The 24702-nt window shown below is 60.8% G+C and carries 18 protein-coding genes and 1 tRNA gene; 13 read left to right on the top strand and 6 right to left on the bottom strand.

The features are described 5' to 3' along the window. Positions 1-4 precede the first annotated feature (4 nt). From AC04P6_RS07220 to AC04P6_RS07210, 3 genes are all read left to right on the top strand, one after another. The gene (locus AC04P6_RS07220; RefSeq protein WP_475565945.1) at positions 5-1792 is read left to right on the top strand and encodes a proline--tRNA ligase; all 1788 of its coding nucleotides are present in this window, start codon (positions 5-7) and stop codon (positions 1790-1792) included. Continuing rightward, a complete protein-coding gene (locus AC04P6_RS07215) occupies positions 1793-3127 on the top strand; it encodes a peptidase U32 family protein (protein ID WP_475565944.1) in 1335 nt (444 codons plus the stop codon). 103 nt (positions 3128-3230) lie between these two features. Then, on the top strand, positions 3231-3548 hold the full coding sequence (locus AC04P6_RS07210; RefSeq protein ID WP_475565943.1) for a CDP-alcohol phosphatidyltransferase: 318 nt from the start codon (positions 3231-3233) through the stop codon (positions 3546-3548). A gap of 48 nt (positions 3549-3596) precedes the next feature. Here AC04P6_RS07210 and AC04P6_RS07205 read toward each other — a convergent pair whose 3' ends face one another. Then, the gene (locus AC04P6_RS07205) at positions 3597-5051 is read right to left on the bottom strand and encodes a helix-turn-helix transcriptional regulator (protein ID WP_475565942.1); all 1455 of its coding nucleotides are present in this window, start codon (positions 5049-5051) and stop codon (positions 3597-3599) included. A 187-nt stretch (positions 5052-5238) separates the two neighbouring features. Between AC04P6_RS07205 and AC04P6_RS07200 the strand changes: the two genes are divergently transcribed. Then, positions 5239-6870, top strand: coding sequence for an FAD-dependent oxidoreductase (locus AC04P6_RS07200; RefSeq protein WP_475565941.1), 1632 nt, complete (start codon positions 5239-5241; stop codon positions 6868-6870). Positions 6871-6986: 116 nt separating this feature from the next. Here the strand turns inward: AC04P6_RS07200 and AC04P6_RS07195 are convergent, their stop codons facing one another. Further along, on the bottom strand, positions 6987-7382 hold the full coding sequence (locus AC04P6_RS07195) for a hypothetical protein (RefSeq protein ID WP_475565940.1): 396 nt from the start codon (positions 7380-7382) through the stop codon (positions 6987-6989). Between the two features lie 116 nt (positions 7383-7498). Here AC04P6_RS07195 and AC04P6_RS07190 point away from each other — a divergent pair, with 116 nt between their 5' ends. Further along, positions 7499-10402 (top strand): insulinase family protein, encoded by a 2904-nt coding sequence (locus tag AC04P6_RS07190; RefSeq protein WP_475565939.1) that lies wholly within the window; start codon positions 7499-7501, stop codon positions 10400-10402. Positions 10403-10493: 91 nt separating this feature from the next. Here AC04P6_RS07190 and mazG read toward each other — a convergent pair whose 3' ends face one another. Then, positions 10494-11423, bottom strand: coding sequence for a nucleoside triphosphate pyrophosphohydrolase (gene mazG, locus AC04P6_RS07185; protein WP_475565938.1), 930 nt, complete (start codon positions 11421-11423; stop codon positions 10494-10496). A gap of 211 nt (positions 11424-11634) precedes the next feature. On the opposite strand from mazG, the gene AC04P6_RS07180 reads away from it, so the two are divergent. Next, positions 11635-11710, top strand: a tRNA-Ala gene (locus AC04P6_RS07180). Positions 11711-11826: 116 nt separating this feature from the next. On the opposite strand, the gene AC04P6_RS07175 is transcribed toward AC04P6_RS07180, so the two are convergent. Further along, complete coding sequence (locus AC04P6_RS07175; protein WP_475565937.1) at positions 11827-11949, bottom strand: hypothetical protein; 123 nt, start codon at positions 11947-11949, stop codon at positions 11827-11829. A 341-nt stretch (positions 11950-12290) separates the two neighbouring features. Between AC04P6_RS07175 and AC04P6_RS07170 the strand changes: the two genes are divergently transcribed. The 3 genes from AC04P6_RS07170 (at position 12291) to AC04P6_RS07160 (ending at position 14052) form a co-directional block, all read left to right on the top strand. Next, positions 12291-13304 carry a M15 family metallopeptidase gene (locus tag AC04P6_RS07170; RefSeq protein ID WP_475565936.1) on the top strand — a complete coding sequence of 338 codons (1014 nt, stop codon included), beginning with the start codon at positions 12291-12293 and terminating at the stop codon, positions 13302-13304. An 11-nt stretch (positions 13305-13315) separates the two neighbouring features. Continuing rightward, positions 13316-13555 carry a hypothetical protein gene (locus AC04P6_RS07165; RefSeq protein WP_475565935.1) on the top strand — a complete coding sequence of 80 codons (240 nt, stop codon included), beginning with the start codon at positions 13316-13318 and terminating at the stop codon, positions 13553-13555. Positions 13556-13692: 137 nt separating this feature from the next. Beyond that, a complete protein-coding gene (locus tag AC04P6_RS07160) occupies positions 13693-14052 on the top strand; it encodes a hypothetical protein (protein WP_475565934.1) in 360 nt (119 codons plus the stop codon). A gap of 230 nt (positions 14053-14282) precedes the next feature. Here the strand turns inward: AC04P6_RS07160 and AC04P6_RS07155 are convergent, their stop codons facing one another. Both AC04P6_RS07155 and AC04P6_RS07150 read right to left on the bottom strand, forming a co-directional pair. Next, positions 14283-18947: an InlB B-repeat-containing protein gene (locus tag AC04P6_RS07155; protein ID WP_475565933.1), complete on the bottom strand. Its 4665-nt coding sequence runs from the start codon at positions 18945-18947 to the stop codon at positions 14283-14285. A 393-nt stretch (positions 18948-19340) separates the two neighbouring features. Continuing rightward, complete coding sequence (locus AC04P6_RS07150) at positions 19341-19784, bottom strand: hypothetical protein (RefSeq protein ID WP_475565932.1); 444 nt, start codon at positions 19782-19784, stop codon at positions 19341-19343. Between the two features lie 387 nt (positions 19785-20171). Here AC04P6_RS07150 and AC04P6_RS07145 point away from each other — a divergent pair, with 387 nt between their 5' ends. From AC04P6_RS07145 to AC04P6_RS07130, 4 genes are all read left to right on the top strand, one after another. Continuing rightward, positions 20172-20777, top strand: a complete 606-nt coding sequence (locus tag AC04P6_RS07145; RefSeq protein WP_475565931.1) for a cytochrome c3 family protein — start codon at positions 20172-20174, stop codon at positions 20775-20777. Beyond that, a complete protein-coding gene (locus tag AC04P6_RS07140; RefSeq protein WP_475565930.1) occupies positions 20778-22520 on the top strand; it encodes an FAD-dependent oxidoreductase in 1743 nt (580 codons plus the stop codon). A 105-nt stretch (positions 22521-22625) separates the two neighbouring features. Further along, complete coding sequence (locus AC04P6_RS07135) at positions 22626-24086, top strand: helix-turn-helix transcriptional regulator (protein ID WP_475565928.1); 1461 nt, start codon at positions 22626-22628, stop codon at positions 24084-24086. Between the two features lie 175 nt (positions 24087-24261). Further along, entirely contained in the window at positions 24262-24561 is a 300-nt protein-coding gene (locus AC04P6_RS07130) for a hypothetical protein (RefSeq protein WP_475565927.1), read from the top strand. Positions 24562-24702 lie beyond the last annotated feature (141 nt).

The raw sequence follows: 24702 nt of genomic DNA, 5'->3' as shown, positions 1-24702 counted from the left end.
TCAGATGACACAGATTATGCGCATGAGCGCCCTGTACGCGCCCACGCTGAAAGAAGTTCCCAACGACGCCGATATCGTCAGCCATCAGCTGCTCCTTCGCGCGGGCATGATGCGCAAGAGCGCCACGGGCCTGTACAGCTTCCTGCCCCTGGGCTGGAGGGTAATCAAGAAGATCGAGAACATCGTGCGCCAGGAAATGGATGCCATCGATGCTCAGGAAATCATGATGCCCGAGCTGCAGCCGGCCGAGCTGTGGCATGAAAGCGGCCGCTGGGACGACTACGGCCCCGAGCTCATGCGCATGGAAGATCGCCACGGTCATGGCCTGTGCCTGGGCCCCACGCACGAAGAGCTCATCACCAGCCTCGTGCGCAACGAACTGAAGTCCTATAAGCAGCTTCCCCTCACGCTGTACCAGATCCAGTCGAAGTTCCGCGACGAAATCCGTCCGCGCTTCGGCCTCATGCGCAGCCGTGAGTTCATCATGAAGGACGCGTACAGCTTCCATGCCAGCCAGGAATCGCTGCAGAAGACGTACGAGGACATGAGCGACGCCTATGCTCGCATCTGCGAGCGCCTGGGCCTCGACTTCCGCCCCGTTCAGGCCGACTCGGGCCAGATTGGCGGCAGCGTGACCTGCGAGTACCATGCTCTGGCCGATGCCGGCGAAGCCGAGCTCGCCAGCTGCACGTGCGGCTGGGCTGCTAATAGCGAGGTTGCGGAATGCCTGCCTCATCCCACGGAGTACGCGGAAACCGAGCTCAAGAAGGTCGAAACGCCGGGCGTGCACACTATCGCGGAACTCGCCGAGTTCCTGAAGTGCCCCGAAAGCGCCACCGTGAAGGCCATGGTGGGCAAAGACGCCGAGGGCAACCCCGTCGCGTTCTTCGTTCCTGGCGACCACGACCTGAACGAGCTCAAGGCCGAGCGCACGGTCGACGGCTTCGCCCTCATGACCGACGAGGAAATCGAGGCCGCTGGCCTGCCCAAGGGCTCCATCGGCTGCGTTGGTCTGCCCGAAGGCATGCGCGTCATCGCCGACCGCAGCCTGAAGGAAATCGCCCACTGGGTGGTTGGCGCCAACGAAGACGGCTTCCACTATGTGGGCGCCGAGCAGGGTCGCGACTTCTCCGTCGACGAGTGGGCCGACCTGTGCACGGTGCGCGAGGGCGATACCTGCCCCGAGTGCGGCGCTCCCGTGAGCATGTGCCGCGGCATCGAAGTGGGCCAGGTGTTCCAGCTGGGCACCAAGTATAGCGAGAACATGGGCGCCACGTACCTCGACGAGAACGGCAAGGAGCAGCCGTTCATCATGGGCTGCTACGGCGTGGGCGTTTCCCGCTGCATGGCCGCCATCGTCGAACAGCATAGCGACGAATTCGGCATCGCGTGGCCTGCCAGCGTGGCTCCGGCGCATGTGTGCGTCCTGCCCCTGGTCGTGGGCGACGACGTGGTGCAGCCCGTTGCCGAGCGCGTTGCGCGCGAGCTGGCCGACCTGGGCGTGGAAGTGGTCATCGACGACCGCAAGGAGCGTCCGGGCGTGAAGTTCGCCGAGGCCGACCTCATGGGCTGGCCCCTGCAGATCGTCGTGGGCAAGCGTGGCGTAGCCAACGAGGAGCTCGAGCTGAAGGTTCGCTCCACGGGCGAGAAGTCCACCATCTCCTTCGACGAATACGCCGAGGCCCTGGCGTTCGCCAAGCGCGCGAGCAAGCCCATCGCCTCGTTCCTGCAGCAGGCTGCGAACGTGCGCATGGAAGCCGCCGTTACCGCCGTTCGCTCCCAGATGAAGTAGATGTCGTTTTCCAGCTTGGGCGCCGCATACGGCGCGTATAAGGAATCGCAGGACCATCCCGCCCCCGAGCTCCTTGCTCCGGCGGGCGGGTGGGAGCAACTCGCTTACGCTATCAGGTTCGGCGCCGATGCCGTGTACCTTGCAACCGACAAGTTCGGCTTGCGCAAGCGTGCCACCAACTTCAGCTTGGAAGACCTGCCCCAGGTTGTCGCCTATGCGCACGACCATGGGGTACACGTGCACGTTACCGTGAACGCGCAGATGCATCGCGCCGATTTCGACGACCTGCCGCGGTATCTTGCGGCTATCGACGAGGCGGGCGCCGATGCCGTGCTCGTTAGCGATTTGGGCGCCCTGCGCATGGCGCGCCAGTACGCGCCGCACGTGCAGATTCACGTGAGCACGCAGGCGAGCGTCTCGAACGCGCAATCGGCCCTGGTGTGGCACGAGCTTGGGGCATCGCGTATCGTGTGCGCCCGTGAAATGAGCCTCGAGGACATTGCCGCCATGCGCGAGGAGCTTCCGCGCGAGCTCGAACTCGAGGTGTTCGTGCATGGCGCCATGTGCATGGCCATTTCCGGCCGCTGTCTCATCAGCGACTACCTTACCGGTCGCAGCGCCACCGATGGCAACTGCACGCAGCCGTGCCGCTGGAAGTATTCCCTGGTAGAGGAAAAGCGCCCCGGCGAGTATTTCCCCGTCGAGGAAGACGAGCGCGGCAGCTACATGCTGAACGCGAAGGACATGAACATGCTCGCGTATCTTGGCGAGCTGCGACGCATCGGCGTCGACTCGGTGAAGATCGAGGGACGCAACAAGCGCGCATTCTACGTGGCCACGGTCGTGAACGCGTACCGCCAGGTGCTCGACGGCGCCGATCCGGCCGCTTTTGCCGGCGAGCTGGAAACGGTGTCGCATCGTCCGTATGGCACGGGCTTCTACTTTGGCCCCGCGCATCAGACGCCTGAAAGCGATGCGTACATCCGCCCGTATGACTGGGCTTTCGACGTGCTGGAATGCGTTCCCAAGGGCGATGCGTGGCGCGTCATTGGCCTGTGTCGCAACCGCTTTTGGGAGGGGAGCGAGCTCGAGGTGCTTGCCCCGCACGAAAGCGTGCGCACGTGCATCGCGCGCAACGTGTGCCATCTGCCGTATGAAGAGGCTACGATTGACGAGCGCGAGCGCCCGCAGTGGCAGCGAAGCGCGCCGCAGCCCTTCGAGTTGCCGGTGGAGTGCGCTAATCGCACGATGGAGCTCTACGCGTTCGACATTCCCTTCGCGGTTGAGCCGCATGCCATCTTCCGCATTCAGCGTTCCAGTCGCACCACCAAGTAGCTATCGCGGGCGCCGCTATCTGGCGCCCGTTTTTGTTCGCGTATGAAAGCGCGCAAGTGCGGTATCATTTCCCTATATCCGTCCAGGGAGAAAGGGATGCTCTATGGGAAAGCGTGCCGAGGAAGCATTGGATATCGCGACGATCGATGACCTGAAGACGTATCTGCGGGTGAGCCATGCGGCGTACATGCAGGTGGGCGTGTACACGTATTACCTCACCGACGTGAATTCCCACGAATGGCGCGTGCAGGATACGAATGAGCTGAACGAGAAGGCTCATTACGTCGATTGCAGCGACCTGGTTACCTCGCTCGATGAGTTCCTTCATGTTCCCTTCACCGATGAGGGCGAGAGCATTTCCGACCTGTTCGCCGACGCTACGTTCTTCGCGAGCGAGGGTTCGGTGAAGGATTTCGATTAAACGCCGGTTTCGCTGGCTTTGCGGGCTGCCTTCGGGTGGCCCGCTTTTTTATCGGTTGGCGCGCTGCTCGGACACGTCTTCCACGAGGTCGATGAGCGATTGCTTGCCGTCGACGCCAAGCTTGCGGTAGATGTTGCGCACGTGCGTCTTCACGGTGCTCTGGGAAAGCGTGAGCTTGTCCTGGATGTAGGGGACCGAACGGCCGTTGGCCAAGAACAGCATCACTTCGCTTTCGCGCGCCGAGAGCGCATGCTCTTCCGCGAGCGCGCTGCAGGCGTCTTCCAAGCTGTCGTGATGGTCGGGTTCCTGCACGTCGATGAGCTGCAGGGCTTCAATCGACGTGAACACGAACGACTGCGCGAACGCAAGCATGAGCGCGCAGACGACGAGGAGCACGTAGATGGCCATGGGAGTGCCGTTGATGGTGGCCTGGATGGCGAACCCTGCGGCAATGTAGCCCGCCAGCGCCGCCATCCATTCGGTTGCGCACGCACGCGCGAGCACGTCGAGCGGCGAGCGCCCCGAGCGCGAAACCAGGTCGGCGTTGAGGTACCACAGGAACAGGTCGAGCAGTACGAATCCGAGCGTCGAGAGCGCGCAAGCCCATGCGTAGCATTCGGGTGGGACGACCAGCGCGCATACCGTTCCCGCCATGAGCGCGAATACGCCCAGCTGGCTGAAGCGCTTCAGCATATGCGTGGGAGTGCAGCGCATGGCGAGGACAAACGAGAGCACCGTTGCCGCCGTGGCGCCCAGCATCATGCATGCGGCGCCGCCCGTGGGCTGGCCGGCGTATTCCCAGCCATAGAGGGCTCCCAGGGCGCATCCCCATGCGAAGCTCACGCAGATCATGAAGATGAGCAGGCGCGTAGGGGCTTTGCCGCTGGTGGGGTCGACGCGGCGGAACGACGGGGGACGGGGCTTGTTCTGCCTGGTTCCCGCCAAGATGAACGTGCCCGTGAGGGGCAGGCTGCAGACGATTGCGTATGCAGCCAGCGGATGGAATGCGCTCAACACGAAATACAGCACGCCAGCCATGAGCGCGCCCGCGGTGAGGTGCATCATCACGCGTTCCGAGCGGATGCGCGACCAGACGATATTGCCGGCGATCATGATGAAGGCGTTCGACATGCCCGCAAGGCATGCGGCTATCACGATGATGGGCATGCTGGCGTAGGCGACCGCGACGATGAGCAGGATGGTCGCAAGCGATTCCATGCTGCCTGCAATGACGATGGCGTTGCGGTTGCGCGCGATGGTTGCCAGGCGCGTGGAGCGGATGAGGAACAGCAGCGCGTAGGCAATGGCGAGCCCCGCCATGAGGATGGCGCGCGACCAAATGGAGATGGTAGGGGAAGATGTTCCGCCGTAGATGACGGTGCCGAAGACCACGCAGAAGAGCCATGTGTAGTGCGTGCCGAAGCCCAGAACCTCCCAGGCTCGATTCGCGAAGGTGCGGCTCTTTTCGCCCCCAGCGTCGCACGCGAGCAGTTGATTATCCATTGTTTCCCTCCCGTTCGCATTGTACTCGAATTGGGTGAGGGGCGCTGGTCGGCGGGGTCGACCGTTTAGGATGAAATCGGCGATTCACGTTCTTTCGTACTGTCTGGTCGTGGTGATTCCCCTGCCGCGAAGGTCATGATGCGGCTGTCCGCAAAAGGGACGGACAGGGAAATTCTAGGAGGGAATTATGACCATCGAAATGAATCGACGCGCGTTCCTATCGGGCGCTGCGCTCACGGGCGCGGCTGCCATGATGGGCCTGGCTGGCTGCAGCAGCCCCAAGGGGCAGACGAGCGGTTCCAGCACGCAGGCTGCCACCGATAGCGCCGAGCGGGACTACCTGGAGCAGAAGAGCTACGACATTTCGGAGACCAAGGACTTCGACGTCGTCGTGGTTGGCGCGGGTGGTGCCGGCATGTCGGCTGCAACGCGTGCGGCCGAACTGGGCTTGAACGTCGTCATCCTCGAGCAGCATTCCGCCACGGGTGGCACGACGATGTTCACCGAGGGCCTGTTCGCAATCAACAGCCATATTCAGAAGGAAGCGGGCAAGAACCCGCCCGATCTGGGCTACGACCTGTTCACGCAGGCCATGGACTACCATCATTGGTACGCGAACGGCACGCTGTTCCGCGAGTACATCAACGAATCCGCCAATGACATCGATTGGATGGAAAGCCTTGGCATCAAGTTCAAGGGCGTTGGCACGATGTGCAACAACGAGTACAACACCTGGCACCAGTACGATTACCAGGAAGGCGAGCTTTCCGGTAAGCCCTACGTCGAGCAGTGGACGGCTGCCGTGAAGAATTCCGGTGCCGAGCTGGTTCTGAACAGCGAAGCCGTGAACATCGTCATCACCGACGGCGCTGCGACGGGCATCATCGCCAAGCAGAGCGGCAAGTACGTGCAGTACAACGCTTCCAAGGGCGTTATCCTGGCTACGGGCGGCTATTCCGACAACCCCGAGCTCATGAGGGAATTCGGCAAGAACCCCGACCGCATCCAGCCCATGGGCGCGGGCGACCGCAATGGCTTCGGCATCAACGCCGCACGTCAGGCTGGCGGCACGCTGGCTCCGTCCCCTGGCTGCCTGGTATTCTACGGCGGCTGCATCCCCGGCATCGATTACGGCTGCCATCTGTACTGCGCTTCCGCGTTCCAGCCGTACTTCTGGATCAACCAGGATTGCGATCGCTTCGTAAACGAGTATTACGCCGAGCGCAACTTCAGCTTCTCGGGCGATGCCCAGAGCATGCAGGACCGAGTTATCTCCATCGTGACGCAGGCCCAGATGGACAGGATGTACGAGCAGGGTGGCTCCTTCGGCTGCGGCGAGTACATTCACGCGGGCGAGCCCCTTACCGATCTGTGGACCGAATTCCAGGCTCAGGTGGATGCCGGCAACAAGGCCGTGCACAAGTGCGACACCCTTGACGACCTGGCCAAGGAGCTCGACCTCGACGCTGCCAAGCTGAAGGCTTCCATCGAGAAGTACAACGGCTACTGCGCCACGGGCGTCGACGAGGAATACGGCAAGGCCGCCGAGTACCTCTTCGCCCTCGAGTCGGGTCCGTATTACGCCTTCGAGCTGAACGTGGGCATCTTCTCCACGGTTGGCGGCATGAAGATCAACACGCATGCCCAGGTGCTCAACGAGGATTCCGAGCCCATTCCGCATCTGTATGCGGCTGGCTGCGACGCGGGCGGCATCTATGGCGACGCCTACGACGTGTCCATCTGCGAGGGTTCCTGCCAGGGCTTCGCGGTGTTCACGGGCAAGATGGCCGCCGAGCATTGCGCGGGCAAGACTGCGTAGTTTCATAGACCGATGCAAACGCGGCGGCATACCCTCCCACGCCGCCGCATGCGCATAGAAAGATGGACCGGATGGCATATGCCGTCCGGTCCATCGTCGTTACGTGCGTGGCGCGCTTACTCTTCCGATGAGGGGTGAACGCTCTTCTTGAAATCGTCCCAGGTTGCAACCTTGGTCTTCTTGATTTCCTTCAGCGCCGCCTGCCAGCGCTTCGCGTTTTCGGCTGCGGGTAGCGTTGCCTTGAACGCGTGCGTCATGAGTGGCTTTTCGGGCTTGCGCAGCCCGGGGATGACCACGAGGAGGGGGACCATCGGGTATTCCTTGCGCGAGCAGTATGCGCAGAGGATGTAGAGGTCCTCGTTATTGGCGCGCTTCCAGCTTGCGTCGCCCAGGAGCTTCGCGAGCTCGCTTTCCTCGATAATCATGTCTTGCGCGGGTTCGCCCTTGTGTTCCCGAGCCCAATCGATCAGTACGTTTGCAATCAGTTTCTGGCGGTCCGTCAGTGTTTCCATGAGAGCCCCTTTCGATTGATATGCTCATCATAGCGCAACCGTTGAGAAACGGCGCTCAGGTATATCTGCCCATAGTGCTATAGTTGCCCTCAAATTTCGTTTTACTAGGAGGCATAATGCTTCAACCCAATGAAGAATTGCACGGTTTCCGCGTCGAGAGCACCGAGCCGCTCGCGGAAATCGATGGCGATGCAATCGTCATGCGCCATGCGAAGAGTGGCGCGCGGTTGCTGTACCTGAAGAACGAAGACGCGAACAAGGCGTTTTCCATTGCGTTTGGCACGTCGCCCGTCGACGACACGGGAGTGTTCCATATTCTGGAACACTCGGTTCTGTGTGGCTCCGACCGCTTCCCCGTGAAGGAGCCGTTCGTGAACCTGCTGCGCACGAGCATGCAGACGTTCCTGAATGCGCTCACGTTTTCCGACAAGACCATGTACCCGGTGGCCAGCACCAACGAGCAAGACCTGCTCAACCTCATGGATGTTTATCTCGATGCCGTGCTGCATCCGGCCATCTACACCGACAAGGCCATCTTCGAGCAGGAAGGCTGGCACTACGAGCTGGAGGCGCGCGAAGATGGGTCTGAGCGCCTTGCGTACAATGGCGTGGTGTTCAACGAGATGAAGGGCGCCCTTTCCGAATCGGAAAGCGTTCTGTATCACGCCGTAAACCGCGCGCTGTTCCCCGGGACGTGCTACGAGTTCGAAAGCGGCGGCACGCCGCGCGCGATTCCGCAGCTCACGTATGAGCAGTTCCTCGATTCTCATGCGCGCCACTATCGTCTGGACAACTCGTACATCGTGCTGTACGGCAATCTGGATATCGACCGCGTGCTCGGCTTTCTGGACGAGCGCTATCTGGGCTGCTTCGAGCCGCGCACGGAAGAGGCTCCGAACCCCCGTGGGTATGCGCAGCCGCGCGTGTCGCTCGATAACGTCGTGACGATGACGACGTCTCCCGAAAACGCCTGCGTGGGCCTGGCCTACGTGGTGGGCGACTCGCGCGACTTCGAGCGCGTCCTGGCGAGCGATATCCTGATGGATGCCCTGATGGGTGGCAACGAGTCGCCTATCAAGCGCGCCGTGTTGGACGCTGGCCTGGGCGGCGACGCCACGGCGTATCTGCTGGATGCGCAGGCGCAGCCTGGCGCCATGTTCGTGCTTCGCAGCGCCAAGCCCGACTCTGCGCGCAAGTTCATGGAGGTTGTCGAAGGCGAGGCAAAGCGCCTGGTGGAAGAGGGTATTCCACGCGATGCCCTGCAGGCGTCCCTCGAGCAGATGGTGTTTTCGCTGCGCGAGCGCGATCGCGACATGGCTGATGGCGTGGTGCTTGCCATGAACGCGCTTTCCGGCTGGCTGTACAACGACGACGATGTGACCACGTACCTGCATTACGAGGAGCCGCTGGCGCACATGCGCGAGGGCCTCGACAATGGCTATTTCGAGCGGCTGCTCGATAGCCTCATCGTTTCCAATGCGCATAAGGCGCTGGTCGATTTGCGGGCCACTTCGGATGAGGGTGCTGCAGCGGAAGAGGCCAAGGAGCTTGCCGAGCGCGAGAAGGCCATGAGCGACGACGACCGTGCGCGCGTTCGTGCCGACGTTGCAGCCTTGCGCGCGCGTCAGGAGGCGCCCGATTCGCCCGAGGCGCTTGCCACGCTGCCGCAGCTGCATGTGAGCGACATTGGGCCTGCCGTTCCCGATCCGGAAACGGTGCATCGCAACGACTTGCCGCTTCCGTACCTGTATCACGACATTCCCACGCGCGGCATCGACTACCTGTACGCGTATTTCACGCTTAATGGCCTTACCTGGGAAGACATGGCCTATGTTGCCGTTATGGAGCAGTTGCTGGGCGTGCTGGGCACCGATACGCGCACGGCTGCGGAAGTGGATATCTGGGCGCGTCAGCATCTGGGCGCGTTGCGTTTCTTCACGGAAGTGCATGTGAGCAGCAAGGATCCCGAGGATATCACGCCGCGTTTCATCGTTTCCGCCAGCGCGCTTTCCGAGGAGCTCGACTCGCTCGTCGAGATTCCCCACGAGGTGTGGGCGCATACCGATTTCAACGACAAGGAGCGTGTGCGCGATGCGCTCGTGCAGGCGCGTATCGCCATGGAGCAGGGCTTTATCGCGACAGGGCACGCGAAGGCGACCAGCCGTCTTGCCTCGTACCTCTACACGTCGGGCGTGCTCGACGAGCAGCTGCACGGCGTCGATTTCTACCTGTTCCTGAAGGACCTGATCGACAATCTCGATGCGCGCTTCGACGATTTGCTCGCGCGCTTGAACGGCATTCGCGACCGCGTGTTCACGCAGGCCAACTGCCTGCTGAGCTTCACGGGCGCGAAGGCCGACCTGGAAGCGTTCGCGCAGGCCGCAGGCACGTTCGACATGCCGGTGGGCACGAGCGAGCAGGTGTTGGAGATTCCCGCGCCCCAGGTAAAGCGCGAGGCATTCGTTATTCCCGGCGACGTGGTGTACGTTGCCAAGGGCGCCAACCTGCGTGACGTATCGCCGCATGGCGGCGCTTGGTCGGTGCTTTCCAACGCGCTTTCGTTCGACTACCTGTGGAACGAGGTGCGCGTGAAGGGTGGCGCCTATGGCTGCGGTTTCCGCCGCATGCCCATCGGGTTTGCGCGCTTCCATTCGTTCCGCGACCCGCGCATCGACGAGACGCTCGAGCGCTACGATGCCGCCGCGTCGTGGCTTGCGTCGTTCGACCCTTCCAACAACGAGATGGAAGGCTACATCGTAAGCACGGTGGCCACTCACGATGCGCCCGTGAAGCCGCGTATGATGGCGCGCCGCGATGACGCGCTGGTGTTTGCCAAACGCGATGCCGATTGGCGCGAGCAGATGCGCGCGCAGAAGCTGGCGGTTACGCCGCAGAAGCTGCGCGAGCTCTCGCATGCGCTGGAGGTTGTGGCGGAGTCGCCTGCGATCTGCGTGTTCGGCAGCGCCGACATCATCGATGGCGCGAAGACCGAGTTCGGGCCGCGCATCGAGCTCATGTAGGGTAGCGGGCTTTTTCGCAGTGCATGAAAAGGCCGGGCCTGGGCGTGTTCCAGGTCCGGCCTTCGTGTTTGCGCTTGCAGGTGGCAGGTGCTTACTGTTCGCGTTCGGCGCCTTTCGCGGCATTCCAGAGGTCGTTGAGCTGCTGGGTGCTGTAGTCGTCGATGCGCTTGCCTTCGGCGTGTGCGGCGGCTTCCATGTGCTCCCAGCGACGCTGGAACTTGTCGCACGTGCGCCTGAGGCAGGTCTCCGCGTCCAGGTGCTCGCGGCGTGCGACATTCACCAGGGCGAATAGGATGTCCCCGAACTCGAGCTCGGCTTCAGGCGAGCGGGGTTCGGCGGCTTTGAACTCGGCGATTTCCTCTTCGACCTTGGCCCAGACGTCGTCGGTTGAATCCCATTCGAAGCCAACGCTCACCGTCTTGCGCGACACCTCCTGGGCGCGCATGAGGGCTGGCTGCTCGCGCGATGCGTCTTCCAGCAGGCCGCGCGGCGCGTTCGGGTCGAGGCCGGCGGCGCGTAGCTTCTCGGCGCGGGCGGCGTCCTTGAGCTTGCGCTCGTGGCCCTTGATGACGTCCCACAGGTCGAGCACCTCGTCGGGCGTCTGCGCGGCAGCGACTTCCTCTTCCGAAAGGCCTGCGGCTGCCATGGCGGCCTGCGCGCCGAACACGTGCGGATGGCGGCGGACGATCTTCTCGTTCACGTCGTGCGCTACGTCGTCGATGGTGAATTCGCCCTCGTCGGCTGCAATCTGGGCTTGCAGCACGACTTCCAGCAGGACGTCGCCCAGTTCTTCGCGCATATGGTCGGCGTCGCCCTCTTCGATGGCGGAAACGGCTTCGTACGCTTCCTCGATCATGTTCTTCGCGACGCTCTGATGCGTTTGCTTCAGGTCCCACGGGCATCCGCCATTGGGGTCGCGCAGGGTGGCGATGGTTTCCACGAAGGCGTTGAACTGGGGATGGTCCGCAGCGCTAGCGGGATTGGGGACGGGTTTCGGCGTGCGCGCGCTTTCTTCCTGCATGGGCTCTCCTTTGCTTTTGCGTGTATTGGGTATCATACGCGACTTGCGCGAGCGCGGTGCGTCGGGGGAGGGCGAAGATGGAAAATCGAGATTGTGGAGAAGAAAGCGCTGAAAAGAGGGCTGTTTACACGTGGTTTGCAAAGACTTGTGAAGAAATGCGAATCAGCGCTTGACCGCTTTGGAGAGTTTGATAATATAAGCAACGCTTCACGGGGCATTAGCTCAGCTGGGAGAGCGCATGGCTGGCAGCCATGAGGTCAGGGGTTCGATCCCCCTATGCTCCACCAAAATTTACAGGTCCAGAAATGGGCCTGTTTTTTTATTCTGCACAGTGCACCCCACCTAAGCCCCTCTGCTCGGCCTTGCGTAGCGTCAGTACGCTACGGCCTCGCGCTTGCCATCGTTATGCCGCTGGCCTTAGGCCCAGGTTGTTCGGATCTTCGGCAAGCTGCCGGGCTCCTTCTTCTTGCAGGCGTTTGAACAGGGCAAGTGCGGTGTCGTAGTCGAGATAGTCGCTTGCGGGCAAGCAGTGCTCCCTCTGAAGCCATTATGCCTTCAGGGCGCATGAAAGACTTCTTGTTGGGAATCCTATTCTCAAAGCGTTAACTGCTGAACGATTACGTGGGTTGCGCTAGTGGCTTGTCGTGCGGGGCGTTTCGCGTTCCGGGGAGCTTTGGATTATGTCGGCGGGCTGCTTGTGCGGCCCGCTGCGTTTATAGGCGTGTCCCCCTTGTAATCTGCCCTCCTATTCCTCTCGCTCAATGCTAGCTATAATATCCCATATGGAAAGAAGGGCTGGGGTTTGGCCGCGGCCGTCTATCTGGAGGGGGAGTCGTGAAGAGAATCGTTGCGCTTTGTGCCGTATGCATGGCTACGTGTTTGGCGCTTGCCGGATGTGGCGCGTCGTCGGGCGACGCCCAGAAGGGCGACGCGTCGGGCCAGAAGAGCGAATCTGCGGAGGTTCAGTCGCAGGGGATTGACTACATGGTCCTCGTGAACAAGCTCAATCCCTTGCCCGAGGGCTGGGAAGACGCGCTGGAAACCGTGCATTTCACCAATTCGGTTGGCGACGACGTGGAAGTTGAGACGAAGGCGTACAACGCGTATCTCGACATGAAGGACGACCTCGAAAAGGAAGGGGTCTACGTCGACCTCGATTCGGCGCGCCGCAGCGTTGCCGACCAGCAGCGAATCATGGATGAGTTCACCGAAGAGTACGGTGTGGACTATGCCAAGAAAACCGTTGCAACGCCTGGCTATTCCGAGCACCATACCGGCCTCGCGCTCGACCTGTACCTCATCGTCGACGGCAAGGACATCGTCGAGAACGAGGACATGATGCAGTATCCCGAAATCTGGACGAAGATTCATGCCGACCTGGCCGAGCACGGCTTCATCCTGCGCTACCTCGAGGGCGATGAGCACATTACCGGCTACGGCTACGAGCCCTGGCATATTCGCTACGTCGATAGCCCCGAGGTGGCGAAGGAAATCACCGAAAAGGGCATTACGTTCGAAGAGTACCTGGCGGGCAAGGTGGAGCCGGAAGTCAGCTACGACTACGGCTCGTCGTCGCTGTACTCTAGGGAAGAGCTGGAGCAGGCGGCCGTTCAGGTGAAATGCCAGTTCGCGAGCTTTGGATGCGAGCTCCATAGCCTGCGCTACGCCGGCGACGAATGCGATACCGCGGAAAACCTAGCGTGGCTGAACAGCCTCGACGAAGGTGCCCAGTACACGCATGTCGCCGAGTTCTATTCCAGCTTCCATACGCCCGCTCAGGCGAGCGGAGCGTGGGAGCCGAATGCCGAAATGACGGACTACCAGTGGTGGCTGGCGCGCACCGATGACGGTGGATGGCAGCTTGTGACGTACGGATACTAAGAGAAGGCAGCATGCACGACGGCAGTAGCGCAACCTATATCGCCAACCTCCCCGACGGCGTTGTATACGACAGCCTGGGCGGAGGCGATTCGGGCCGTGGCAGTGGAGGCGGTTCGGGCTATGGCGGTGGTTGCCTTGGCTGTCTGGGCAGGATCCTTATGGGGTTGATGACGCTAGGCGGAACAATTATCGTCGTGGCCTTACTCGGGCTCTTCGTATTCATGCTCGTTAGCGTATTCTCACATTCGTAGAGCACGCTCCGCGGCTCGCATGCGGTTGCTAGCGAGCGGTGGGGTGTGCTCGCAGCGTTCGGTGGAGGGTCCTCGCATGCTAGAATCAAGAGGGGTTTGCACGATAGCGCGAACTCAAAGCGTGCGTGAGGGGTCTCATGAATGCAAAGAATGGGTCGGTCGCAAGGCGTTTCCTGATTGCCCTTGGCATCATGCTGGCAACGGCTGTGGCAATCCTTGGCATCGCCATTTCGCCTGCTGCATGCGCAGACGATGGCAATCTGGCTGCCGCCGAAGTCTCGCCTCTTGATGATGGTGGTAATCCCGCTCGCACCATTATGATCTACTTGGACGGCGCTTCCTCCGAGGAGAACAACCCCGTATGTTCCGCCATGCTCAAGGAATACATGGCGTCCAAGTTCGATCGTAGCGATTTCCGCATCATCGTCATGACGGGCGGCTCGCTCAAATTTTGGGACGCCTTGCCCCGCTTGAATCAAATGATACTAAACCTGTAATATATTACAGTTGAGGTGATAAGTCGCCGTGTGCGACGCGCTGATACCTTGCGTTCGTTTCGGTTGCGGCTGTTGCCCATGAGCCCGCATTGTATCCCGGAAACGAAATGGACGCGGGGCTTTCGCCGCCGCGTCCATTCTTTGCTCGTGAGATCCCTTGATGAGAACGTTCACTGCTACATGCTCGTTGCAATCACGCCCTTCGGGCTCTCATTGCCCTGCTGGTAGGGTTAACCCAAGCCGTACCAGCCAATGCCCTCGTAGCGCCAGCCAACCGACACGAGGTGGTCGTTCTCGGCCTTGCTGACGGTGTAGTTGTGACTGCCGGAGTTGTTCCTTGCGGCAGTGGGGTCTACGTTGGGGTTGAACTGCCTGTAGAGCGGTACGCCGTCTTCGTTTGCGGAGTACCAGCCGATGCCTTCGTAGCTCCAGCCAACCGACACGAGGTGGTCGCGCTCTTCGGCGCTCATCGTGTAGTGGTGGTCGGTGCCGGAGTACAGACGGTATACCGGCTTATCGCTCGTAATGGGAGCCGTCCAGCCCGTTCCCTCGTACTTCCAGCCGACCTTCACCAGTCCGTCGCGTTCCCCATCAACGCCGGTGTAGAAATGCTCACCGGAGTTCGGGTTGTACAGGCGGTGCATGGCTACTGACGTGGGATTCGTGCTCGTCCACTTCGCGTAGAGCGTCAGGCTGCCCGTAACGGGGGTCTCGAAGTCATAGGCGTTGGTGCAGTCCGGATCGGTGAACCAGCCGCCAAACTCGAAGCCTTCGGCCGTCGGGTCGCTCGGCTTCGTTGCCTTGGTGCCGTACTCCACGTTTTGGGTATCGGGCGCCGTGCCATGGCCGTTGGCGTTGAACGTCACGTCGTAGGACCAATTGGCGTACAGGGCCAGGTTGTTGGTAACGCTATCTTCCCCGAAGTCCCACATGTTGCCCTTCGTGGTCCAGCCGGAAAGCGTCTGTCCCTGCTTATGCGGGGCGTTTGCGTCGGCGTCAGACTGGCTGATGAGTTCGCCGTACTCCACTTCCTGCGTTCCCAGCTTCGTCTCGCCGTCGTAATACGTCACGGTGTAGGTGCGAGGAACCACCTGTGCATACAGGTAGGTGTCTTCGCTGACCTCGGTGTTGAAATCGAAGGAGTCGGCAGTCGTGAAGTCGGGGGCGCTGGTTTCGCTGCCCTTGAACCAGCACGACTTGTCGCCCTCGAGGAGAGCGTATTGCGCTTGCGTGCTATCGTCGGCGAACGCGTAGACATCGTCTGTCGGGTTGTATACCTTGGTTCCGGTTTCCACCTCGTAGCTAGCCACATCTGGGTCGATGTCGACCGTGGGGGTGTACACCAGCGTGTAGGTCACCATGTGCGTCTCCGGCGGGTTGTTCTTTTCAACCCACTTGGCGTAGAGCGTCGTGTCCGCCGTTAGCGCCGTGTTCTCCAGGCAGGGCTTTTGCAGATCCGGGTCGGTGAACCAACCGCCGAACGTCCACGCATCCTGGAGTTCTCCCGAAAGCGTCGGAACCTTTTCGCTGAGTCCCTCGACCTTATGCCCGTACTCGATTTCCTCGTCCGGCGGAAGGGTAACGCCTTCTTGGCCCGCAAGCGCGCCGCCGTTGTACGTTACGCTTACGCGTTGCTGAACGAAGCTACCCATGACTGCCACGTCGGATGCGGGCATCGTGAGCGTGTAGACATTGGTATCGCCTTGGCGTTCCGGAACGAACGCTTCGCCGACGGAGGCATCCGTCTCGGAAGTTGCCAGAACCGGAATTGCCCAGATCTCATCCATGCCGAACTTGTCTGCCGGGGCCACCGTCAGTTCGACGGTCTCTCCGTATGCTACCTCCGTGTAGTAATACGTGTAGTTCTCGTCGTCGGTGTATCGCTCATCGGTAGCGGGATTCTCAAAGTAGATGCAACTGCCGGCTGCGGGGGTGATCATCTGCTGCGAGCCGCCATCTGCGTCGGCTACCGTCTTGTTCACGACGGCCACGGTGGCGACCGTGTACTTGACGGGGGCCCACTTGGCGTACAGCGTCATGCTGCCGTTAACGGGCTCGCTGAAGTCGTAGGGGGTGTCTCCACTCTCATCCGTGCACCAGCCCTCGAACGTGTAGCCAGTGAGCGTGGGCGCTCCCGGGACCTTTACCGATGCGGTTGCGTCGGACGTGAAGGTCTGCGCGTCGGGCTGACCCTGGGCCGCCTCGGTTGCGTTGTCCGGTTCGTTCATGTCGAACGTCACCGTGTACGCGTTGCGGTACTCGACGTGGTTCGCATTGTTCTTGCATACGCGCTTTTCTACGCCGGGCTCATTGGAGGGGGTCCACTCGCCCCAGTCGTGGCCGGTGGGCGGAATGATGACGTCGTCCTCAGCGGCCTCTATGGTTCCTTCTGCGTCCAAGAAGTACTTGCCGCAATCCGAGCACCTATAGTGTTCTATCCAACCGTATGCGTCGCCGCCCGTGCAATCCGTCGGGGCCTTTGCGTCGTAGTGGGTCAAATTGTGCTCGGTGGCGGTGACGGTAAGCCAGTCGTAGTCGCCTTCGCTCGTCAGCGGAATCACCTGGTCGCCATCATTGTTGTAGACGAACGGACGCACATGGTAGACGCCCGGCTCCGTGAACGTAACTTCGCCGGTGCCCTCATTGACAATGATGCCCTCGGATTCCAGTTCGTAGCTTTCCCAGCGGACCTGCGTATCGATCTTCTTGCCGGTCTTGTTGGTTACTACGTACGACATCTCGTCGTTCAGATTGATTGGCGTGCGGTAGAAGCCGGTATAGCTTCCCGATGCCGTGATGTTGGGATTGTCGAGCCCGGTGTTCACGATGTCTATTCTCACCACGGGGGTGAGAGCCGGGTTGTTGTTGGTGGGATTATTGTTCAGGTCCGTCAGGTCCTGGCCTGGCTCGGGGCTTTCGCCCGTCACCTGGCGTACGCCATCTTTGATGACCCACCTAATGTAGATGCTTTGGCTTTCCGCATTCGCCTTGGGCGCAATCGTACGCGTTTCGCTGTCGTAAAGGAATTTCCCTTCCGCGCTTTCGCTTACCAGGGTCTTGTCGTTGTAGACAACGCCCGTTTCATCGCAGAGCTGCCAGCTGCCCCAGTCCGTCGTGAATCCGTAGAAGGGCACGTTGTACCTGTTGTAGCCTTCCAAGGTGATGGAATCGAGGTCAAGCATGTTCTTGTCGTACAAAACGTAATTCGTCTTCGGCGTCTTCACGGACCCCAGGTTGTACAAGGGGTACGTTGAGGCAACGTGCGAGCTTGTTTTATCGGTTTTCGACTCTATCTTGCCCGGGGTCTCGTAGAAGAAGTTTTGCCTGGAACTCGCAGGGACGTCAACGTCGTAGTAGTTGCGCGCCGTGTCGGTCACGTTGCTCCAGGAAATTTCTTCGCTCTTTGTCCAGCCCGGTGCGGTGCTATGGGTCGTGTACGTGCGGTCGTTCGAGATGTCGTAGCTATCAACCTGGTTGTTGTTGGTGACGCGACAATACAGGTCGTCGGTCGCCGCGCATCCGTAGGAGGGCTTTTCCGAATCGTTCGTGTCGAACTTGATGACGAGAGACTGCTTGTCGTAGTCGCCGGTATTGATTCCGCCGATGCCGCCAAAGGCGGAGGAGGAATAGAAATCGCCGCTCATGGCGTAAATTGCAACCTTATAGCTCAGGACGGTTGGCTGCTGGTACGTCTGAGTGTACGTGGTGGTCGACGTTTCCTGCGCGACGGTCGTTCCCGTGTGTGCGGGAAGCGAGATGGTGGTCTCGACGGCTTTGCTTACCTCTTTGGACTCGCTATGCCCCTGCTCGGCGCCGAGCGCTCCGCCCATCTTCCAAGCGGTGCCCCAGTCGAGCCCCATCGAGACGGATTCCGACGAAGTGCTGGTGGACGAGCCGCTGCCAAAGGTGTCGTCCGACCAGAAGCTCGTCTCCGAGCTGGATTCGGTCTGGGACAGGCCGATGTTGGCGCCGATGTTTTCCGACAATTCGAAGGACGCGAGGCCACCCAGGTTCGTGGTGGTCGTGTTCGTGACGGAATCGCCCAGCACGGCCGAGTGCAAGATGTCCTGCGCCGAGCCATTGGTGATCACGGAATTGTTAGCAGCTCCGGGGACGACCTCGCCCTCGGGAGTCGGTCCGCTCACGTACTGAAGGCCCGTAGCGGCTACGGGAACCGGCTTGAAGTCATAGAACACGATGCCGAATGAGACGTAGTCGAAATTCGCCGATCCGCCCTTGCAGTTGACGGCGGTGACGACATTCGCGAAGCCTGGCATCGTTTCAGTCGACTCGAGGCCTTCCAGCCTCGTTTCGCCGGCCTCATCTGCGTCGAGGAATTCTTGAGCCGAGAGAGCTCCCGTGGTGTTCTGGCATTCGTAGAGTGACTGCGCCATCAGATTGCGCGCGTCGTTCAGGTTCGAGATTCTCTTGACGCCCGAAACGCTGAACTGGTCATAGCCCTTATCGCCCGCGTGGGATGGAGTCGTTTGCGCGAGCTTGCTCCTGAGGCTGTAGCAGCTCCAGGTTTCCTCGACGTACTTGGTTTCGCCCTGACTCATATTGAAATAGGAGTCGAAGCCATTTTGCGACATGTTTCCCCCGATGGGCTCCTCCCCATAGAGGTCTACAAGCTGAGTCGACTGATCGCGGAAGACGCTGGCTGCAATTCCGCTCCATTGGGGCAGAAGTTTCGTCTTCACGATGTTTTGCAGGTTGTTCGAGCTGAGGGTGAGCGTCGGCTTGCCGGAATCGCCGCCCAGGCTCTCGTAATTGAATGTGTCGTTGAGCGTAAATGACTTGATTTGCGTGTTGTTGTCGTCGGTGTACTGCTGATTCGTGGCTCGCATTTCACCGTACGACACGTCGTCGCCCCATGCGGTAAACGTAGGTGTCACTGTAAGGGCGAGGACGCACAATACGCAAATGAACGCCCTCAATCGGTTTTTCATGGCTACCCCTCTCTCTTGACCCGTTCCCCAGCGCCCTGGCCAAGCGCAGCCGTGCTTGGGTTCTACCGATGCGTTTGCGTCGGAGAGCGCAAGTTGCCCTATTGTCCTTGAATGATACTCGCGAGCTTATATAGGGGGGGGCTAAGTAAGCGGAATGTTACTTTATCGATTACATTGCTGGGGCTCGTTTTGCATGTGACCCGCAGTGGACTTTCGGAGAGCCCCGCAAAAAGCAGTTGGACCGAAAACCTGCGTTTCCGGTCCAACTGTCGCGATTCGCTTTGCCAGCCCGAGGGCGCTTCTGCGTACGCTGCGGGCTGGTTTTTGCAGTTGTGCTTGCTAGGCGTTCAGCTTCTTGATGTTGTTCGCGAGCCAGAACATGATGGCCGCGAGAGCGAGCGAGAAGACGAGCGACCACTGGAAGGTGCCCTGCACGATGGCAAAGATGATGCCGATGACGCAGAGGACTAGGTCGATGAGCGTGAATACCCAGACGATGCCCACCTTCGTGCTGTCGTTTGCCGCGCGAATGCCGAAGATGCCGCACAGCAATGACCATATGGCCATGAAGATGCACAGGATGGCTACGATGGATCCTACGCCCGTGGCGAGGTTGGCGGTGCTGGTCGAGACGCCTGCGGCTGCAAGATCCGCGGTAGATGCGCTGCCCAGCGCGCCGATGCCCACGATGAGCATGATGCCGGTTAGGAAAATGATGACTGCGCCGACAATCTCGATGATGGAGAATACGAGCAGTGCTTTCTGGCTTCCGCTGCGTTCCATGATGGTCCCTTTCCCCTTGGCTAACGATAATGTAATTATGGTGGAAAAATATTACCCTGTCTATAACAAATAGGCAACGGAGGGCGTGCGCGGCGAGGTTGGCTCGCGTCGTGACGGGTGGCTGTTCTCGTGGCAGGGCGCTGGGCGAGGTAGGGTGATTCGGGGAGCCGAATTCGCCCATGCGCTGAGCGCCCTAGGCTAGTTCGGCCTCTTTCGCCATTCGCTTCCCGTATAACCCCTCCTCCTTCCACGCTTACCCTGAAGGGTTAGTGAATCCCTATGACCAGCGCAAACGAAAGAATTACCCTACGGGGGTACTAGGCGGGTGAGTGGGGGAGTAGCAACATCGGTCGCACCGTTAAGTCAGCAAGAGTGGAAGGAGAGCTGATGGCGGAAAAGGACACGTCTGCGCAACAGAAGCAGACGACCGACGGTGCGCTGGAGGGTCAGCCGTCGATGGCTTCGAAACGCAACAAGTGGGTTGTCCCCGGCGTTGTCGTTGCCGTAATCATCGTGTTGGGAATCGGCTTTGGCGTTTGGCATGAATCGCCCACGTTCTGCAATGCGGTTTGCCACGATCCCATGGACGCGTACGTTGAAAGCGTGACGAACGGCCACGTGGGCATGGCTGCCTACGACCACGTGCAGGCGGGCAAGAACTGCCTGAGCTGTCACGAGCCGAAGCTTACCGAGCAGGTTAGCGAGGTCATGATCTGGACGAGCGATGCGTTCACCACCGACGAAGAGGGCAGGCTTGCTCCTTCGAAGGACTTCGCAAGCGAGGAGTTCTGCGCGCGCAGTGGCTGCCACGACATGAGCGAAGTAACCAGCAGCACCTGGGGCTTCGAGGGCAATGCTGCGCAGTACAACCCCCATTCGAGCCATCAGGACCAGGCCCTGGAGTGCGGCGACTGCCATAAGGCGCACAGCACGAGTGTTCTGGTTTGCAATGATTGCCATGCGCTGAATGCGCCTGAAGGCTGGGAGGGTTAAATGAGCTCGCTATCTCGACGTAGTTTTTTCAAGGGTGCGGGCGTGGCTGCTCTTGGCGTGGCCGCTTCCAGCGCACTCACCGGCTGTGGTAACAGCCAGAAGGTTCCCGAGAACACCCCGAATCTGAGTGCGGGCGGGTCGGGCACGCCTTCTTGGCTGGGCCAGGCTCCCGTTATCAACGAGTCCGACATCACCGAGACCATCGACACCGAAGTTCTGGTCATCGGTTGCCGCACGGGCGGTCTGCCTGCCGTTATCTCGGCGGCTGAGAATGGCGCGAAGGTGCTGGGCATCGACCGCGTTTCCAAGGTTTCCAACCCCCGCGAGGACATCGGCTCCATCGATTCGAAGCTCCAGCAGGAGTCGTTCGCCCAGTTCCCCGAGTTCCGCATCGACAAGATGGAAGCCATGGAGGACATCGTGCGCTATGCCAACGGCTTTGCGCGCTACGACCTCATCAAGCTGTGGGCCGACGAATCGGGCGCCTGCGTTGACTGGCTTACCGACATCGTCGAGCGCGACGGTCGCATGGTCATGAACTTCGAGGGCGGCCTTCCGCCGGAGTCCGAGGCGCGCGATAAGGCGTATGCCACGGGCCACAGCCCCGAGAAGACCGACCTGGTGAAGGACGACAAGGACTTCACGTTTGGCGTTTCCCTGAAGGAGTACGCCGAAGAGCTGGGCGCCGAGTTCCGCTGGAACACCGAGTTCGTCAAGCTTGAGCAGGACGAGAGCGATCGCGTGGTGGCCGCCATCGCTCGCGATGTGAACGACCGTCACTATATTCGCATCAACGCCCCCAAGGGCATCATCATCGCCACGGGTGGTTACGGCAACAACCTCGAGATGATGCAGGCGCGCCAGCCCTGGAACCAGGACCTGCGCATTCCCGTGCCCGCTCGCGGTGGCAACCCCACGGGCGATGGCATCAAGGCCGCGCTGTGGGTTGGCGGCAAGATGGACCCGCTAGGTGCTGCCGTTACCTTCAACCGCGCATGCTGCCGCCCCACCGAGACGGCCGGCATGGGCAACCAGGACACGGCTTCCAATGCCAACGGCGCCAACTGGTTCTGGTTTGGCGAGCAGCCGTTCCTGAAGATCAACCTGAACGGCAAGCGCTTCTGCAACGAGTCCGGCCCCTACGACTACATGCTGCACTCCGCGTGGATGCAGCCGCATCACACCTACGTTGACATCTGGGACTCCGACTACGTCGAGAAGGTTCGCCAGATCAACGAAGTGGGTTGCTGCCGCCTGTATCCGTTCGACAACGGTGCTCCGTCCAACATGCCGATCCAGGCCATGGAGGGCATGTTCGAGAAGTCGATCGAAGCTGGCTTCATCCAGCGCGCCGACACGATGGAAGAGCTCGCCGAGATGCTGAACCTGCCCGTCGAGGAGACGGTTGCCACGTGGAAGCATTACAACGAGATGGCGTATTCGGGCAAGGACACCGACTACAACAAGGAGTCCTACCGCATGATTCCGCTCGACCAGCCGCCGTACTACGGCGTGCGTGCGGGCGCATGGTTCCTCGCCACGGTCGACGGCGTCATCATCGACACGAACATGCATCCCGTTCGCGAGGACGACTCGCCGATCGAGGGTCTGTACATGACTGGCGATGCCTCGGGCGGCATGTTCGCCGTGAGCTACCCGAACCTGTTCACCGGTTTGGCGTGCGGACGCACGATGACGTTCGGTCGTCGCGCTGGCATGCTGGCCGCAACGGGCCAGGCGTAAGCCGATTCTTTCTGGGCTGGCTCCTCTGCGGGGGAGCTGGCCCGCTTTCTTTTCGTGTGCTAAGGTCGGAGTATCTTTTGGCGAGTGAGGGATAACTGGGGCTCCATGGCAGCGGCTGAACAAAACGAGAGGGAAACTACCGCGTCCGTGTTCGACGCGCGCTTCTGGCGCGTCACGGCGGCGCTTGCTTGCATGGTGTTTTCCGTTTCCATGATGAATCAGGCCGTGTTTCCCCTGTTCGATTCCATTTTCATGTTCGCACGCGACATTTCCGTCACGGCGAACGCCGTGTTTATGGTGGTCGTGGGCCTGCTCGCCGCCTTCAAGCCGAGCGTGCTGAAAATCGAGCGCACGGGCGAAATCGTCGTCGCCGTGTGCCTTATCGCGGGCTCGCTGCTCATGCTGCCTGCGTTTTCGTTTTGCAATGCGCCGTTGCTCATTCTGTCGTCGTGCCTGTTCGCGATTGGACGCGCGGGCGTGACGCTCGTAATCGGCCTGGCGGCTACCGGCTTCGATGCACGCAAGGCCTCCGCCTGCATTGGTATCGCGTTCACGGTGCGCCTCGCCCTGGAGTCGTTCATCTGGCAGGCGCCGGTATTCGTGGGCGTCGTGCTGTTCCTCGTGTGCCCGCTCGTGTCGTTCCTTCTGGCCGCTGGGCTTACGCGCCCGCTCGTTTCCGAAATCGCGCACGCGGAGGCTCCTGCCGACGTGGCCATTACGCAGCCCACCACGTTTCTGCCCCTGGCGAGCCAGTTCTTCGTGTGCCTGCTGCTCTTCTCGATGGCGTTTGGCTTCGGCCTGCGCTTCGGCGAGGTAGGGGGCATGCCGCTTGCCAACATGATCGGGTTCATCCCGGTGGCGCTTGTGACCATCTACGCGCTCGTGCGCCGCAGAAGCTTCAACGCCGATGTCGTCGTGCAGATTTCGGTTTTGCTTGTGGCCGCCGGCTTCTTCCTGGCGAACGCTTCGCCGAACACCACGCTCGTCACCTCGAGCGCGCTTCTTGCCACGGGCAACGCGCTGTTCGAGATGATTGCCTGGCTCGTGCTCATCATGCTTGCCGGCCGCAACCGCAAGAATGCGTTGGCCGTGTTTGCATGGGGCCGTGGCTTGGCGGGGTTCGGCACGCTCATCGGCGCGGCCATCGGCATGCTGGGCAACGTGTTCATGGGCTACGACCAGGGGCTGTTCGTGTTCGTGCCGTGCATTCTCATGATGACGGTCGTGGGCTATGCGCTTATCGGCATGCGTTCGTTCAGCTTCACCGAAGCCATCGAGGGCGTAACCGCTGCGCCCGCCCCGGCCGACCTGTCCGCCGGCTTCGACGGCTCCGCCGCGTCCGAGGTCTCTCTTTCCCAGAAGTGCTGCGCCGTAGCCGACGAGTACGGGCTTTCGCCTCGCGAGCGCGAGGTGCTCGAGTTCCTGGCCGAGGGGCGCGATCGCGCGTACATCGAAGAAGAGCTCGTCATTTCGCGCAACACCGTAAAGGCCCACGTCAAGCATATCTACGCGAAGCTTGACATTCATTCTCACCAGGATCTTATCGCCCTCGTGCATGGTGACTAGCGGATGCTTTGGCTGCGGGTTCCGCCTCGCGGCTGGGCTGCGCTTCGTCGTTTGCCAAAGCATTTGGACGGCCTCTGATGGGCGCCGTGCGCACGGCATGTTGACATTTTGAAATGGTACCAAAAGTGTCGTATTTGCTACAATTGACGCAGGTAGCCTAGCGAAGGGGGTTCCGATGGGTTGTTCGTTGCTTGAGCATCGGTTGGAAGGCGCCATGAGGGATGCCGTTGGCGAAACGGGGATTCGCGTCATTAGGGGCGTTGAGAAGCTTGCCGCTCGCCAAGGGGGAGAAAACACCATTCATAATTATCAGCTCCTGGGCAAGCGCGCCCTTATCGTGTGCGGCGTGGTGTTTGCGGGTGTGCAAGCTGCCGCGTTCGTGATTGCGCGTCGGAGCGAAGAGCGCCGTATCGAACGCGTGGTTCGTCGTGTGCTCGAGGAAGAGCGCCGGGAAGCCGAACTCGAAAACGCGTAAGCGCTTTGCGCTGGTGGTCCGCTTTGTTCGAGGCGTCTTCAGCGCTCTCATCTTGCGTTGTTGTTGCGTCGTCATGCGCTGGCGAAAAGCGGAATGCGGCTAGCACGCAAACGGGCAGCCTAGATGCCCTGCGCGTGGCAA

This window comes from Denitrobacterium sp. (genome assembly GCF_056180635.1).
Note: the sequence above shows the minus strand (reverse complement) of the source record. Positions and strands in the feature narration are given on the sequence as shown.

Coding starts and splice junctions, on each gene's coding strand:
- AC04P6_RS07220 (WP_475565945.1), top strand. CDS start 5: ATGACACAGATTATGCGCATGAGCGCCCTGTACGCGCCCACGCTGAAA.
- AC04P6_RS07215 (WP_475565944.1), top strand. CDS start 1,793: ATGTCGTTTTCCAGCTTGGGCGCCGCATACGGCGCGTATAAGGAATCG.
- AC04P6_RS07210 (WP_475565943.1), top strand. CDS start 3,231: ATGGGAAAGCGTGCCGAGGAAGCATTGGATATCGCGACGATCGATGAC.
- AC04P6_RS07205 (WP_475565942.1), bottom strand. CDS start 5,051: ATGGATAATCAACTGCTCGCGTGCGACGCTGGGGGCGAAAAGAGCCGC.
- AC04P6_RS07200 (WP_475565941.1), top strand. CDS start 5,239: ATGACCATCGAAATGAATCGACGCGCGTTCCTATCGGGCGCTGCGCTC.
- AC04P6_RS07195 (WP_475565940.1), bottom strand. CDS start 7,382: ATGGAAACACTGACGGACCGCCAGAAACTGATTGCAAACGTACTGATC.
- AC04P6_RS07190 (WP_475565939.1), top strand. CDS start 7,499: ATGCTTCAACCCAATGAAGAATTGCACGGTTTCCGCGTCGAGAGCACC.
- mazG (WP_475565938.1), bottom strand. CDS start 11,423: ATGCAGGAAGAAAGCGCGCGCACGCCGAAACCCGTCCCCAATCCCGCT.
- AC04P6_RS07170 (WP_475565936.1), top strand. CDS start 12,291: ATGGCTACGTGTTTGGCGCTTGCCGGATGTGGCGCGTCGTCGGGCGAC.
- AC04P6_RS07165 (WP_475565935.1), top strand. CDS start 13,316: ATGCACGACGGCAGTAGCGCAACCTATATCGCCAACCTCCCCGACGGC.
- AC04P6_RS07160 (WP_475565934.1), top strand. CDS start 13,693: ATGAATGCAAAGAATGGGTCGGTCGCAAGGCGTTTCCTGATTGCCCTT.
- AC04P6_RS07150 (WP_475565932.1), bottom strand. CDS start 19,784: ATGGAACGCAGCGGAAGCCAGAAAGCACTGCTCGTATTCTCCATCATC.
- AC04P6_RS07145 (WP_475565931.1), top strand. CDS start 20,172: ATGGCGGAAAAGGACACGTCTGCGCAACAGAAGCAGACGACCGACGGT.
- AC04P6_RS07140 (WP_475565930.1), top strand. CDS start 20,778: ATGAGCTCGCTATCTCGACGTAGTTTTTTCAAGGGTGCGGGCGTGGCT.
- AC04P6_RS07135 (WP_475565928.1), top strand. CDS start 22,626: ATGGCAGCGGCTGAACAAAACGAGAGGGAAACTACCGCGTCCGTGTTC.
- AC04P6_RS07130 (WP_475565927.1), top strand. CDS start 24,262: ATGGGTTGTTCGTTGCTTGAGCATCGGTTGGAAGGCGCCATGAGGGAT.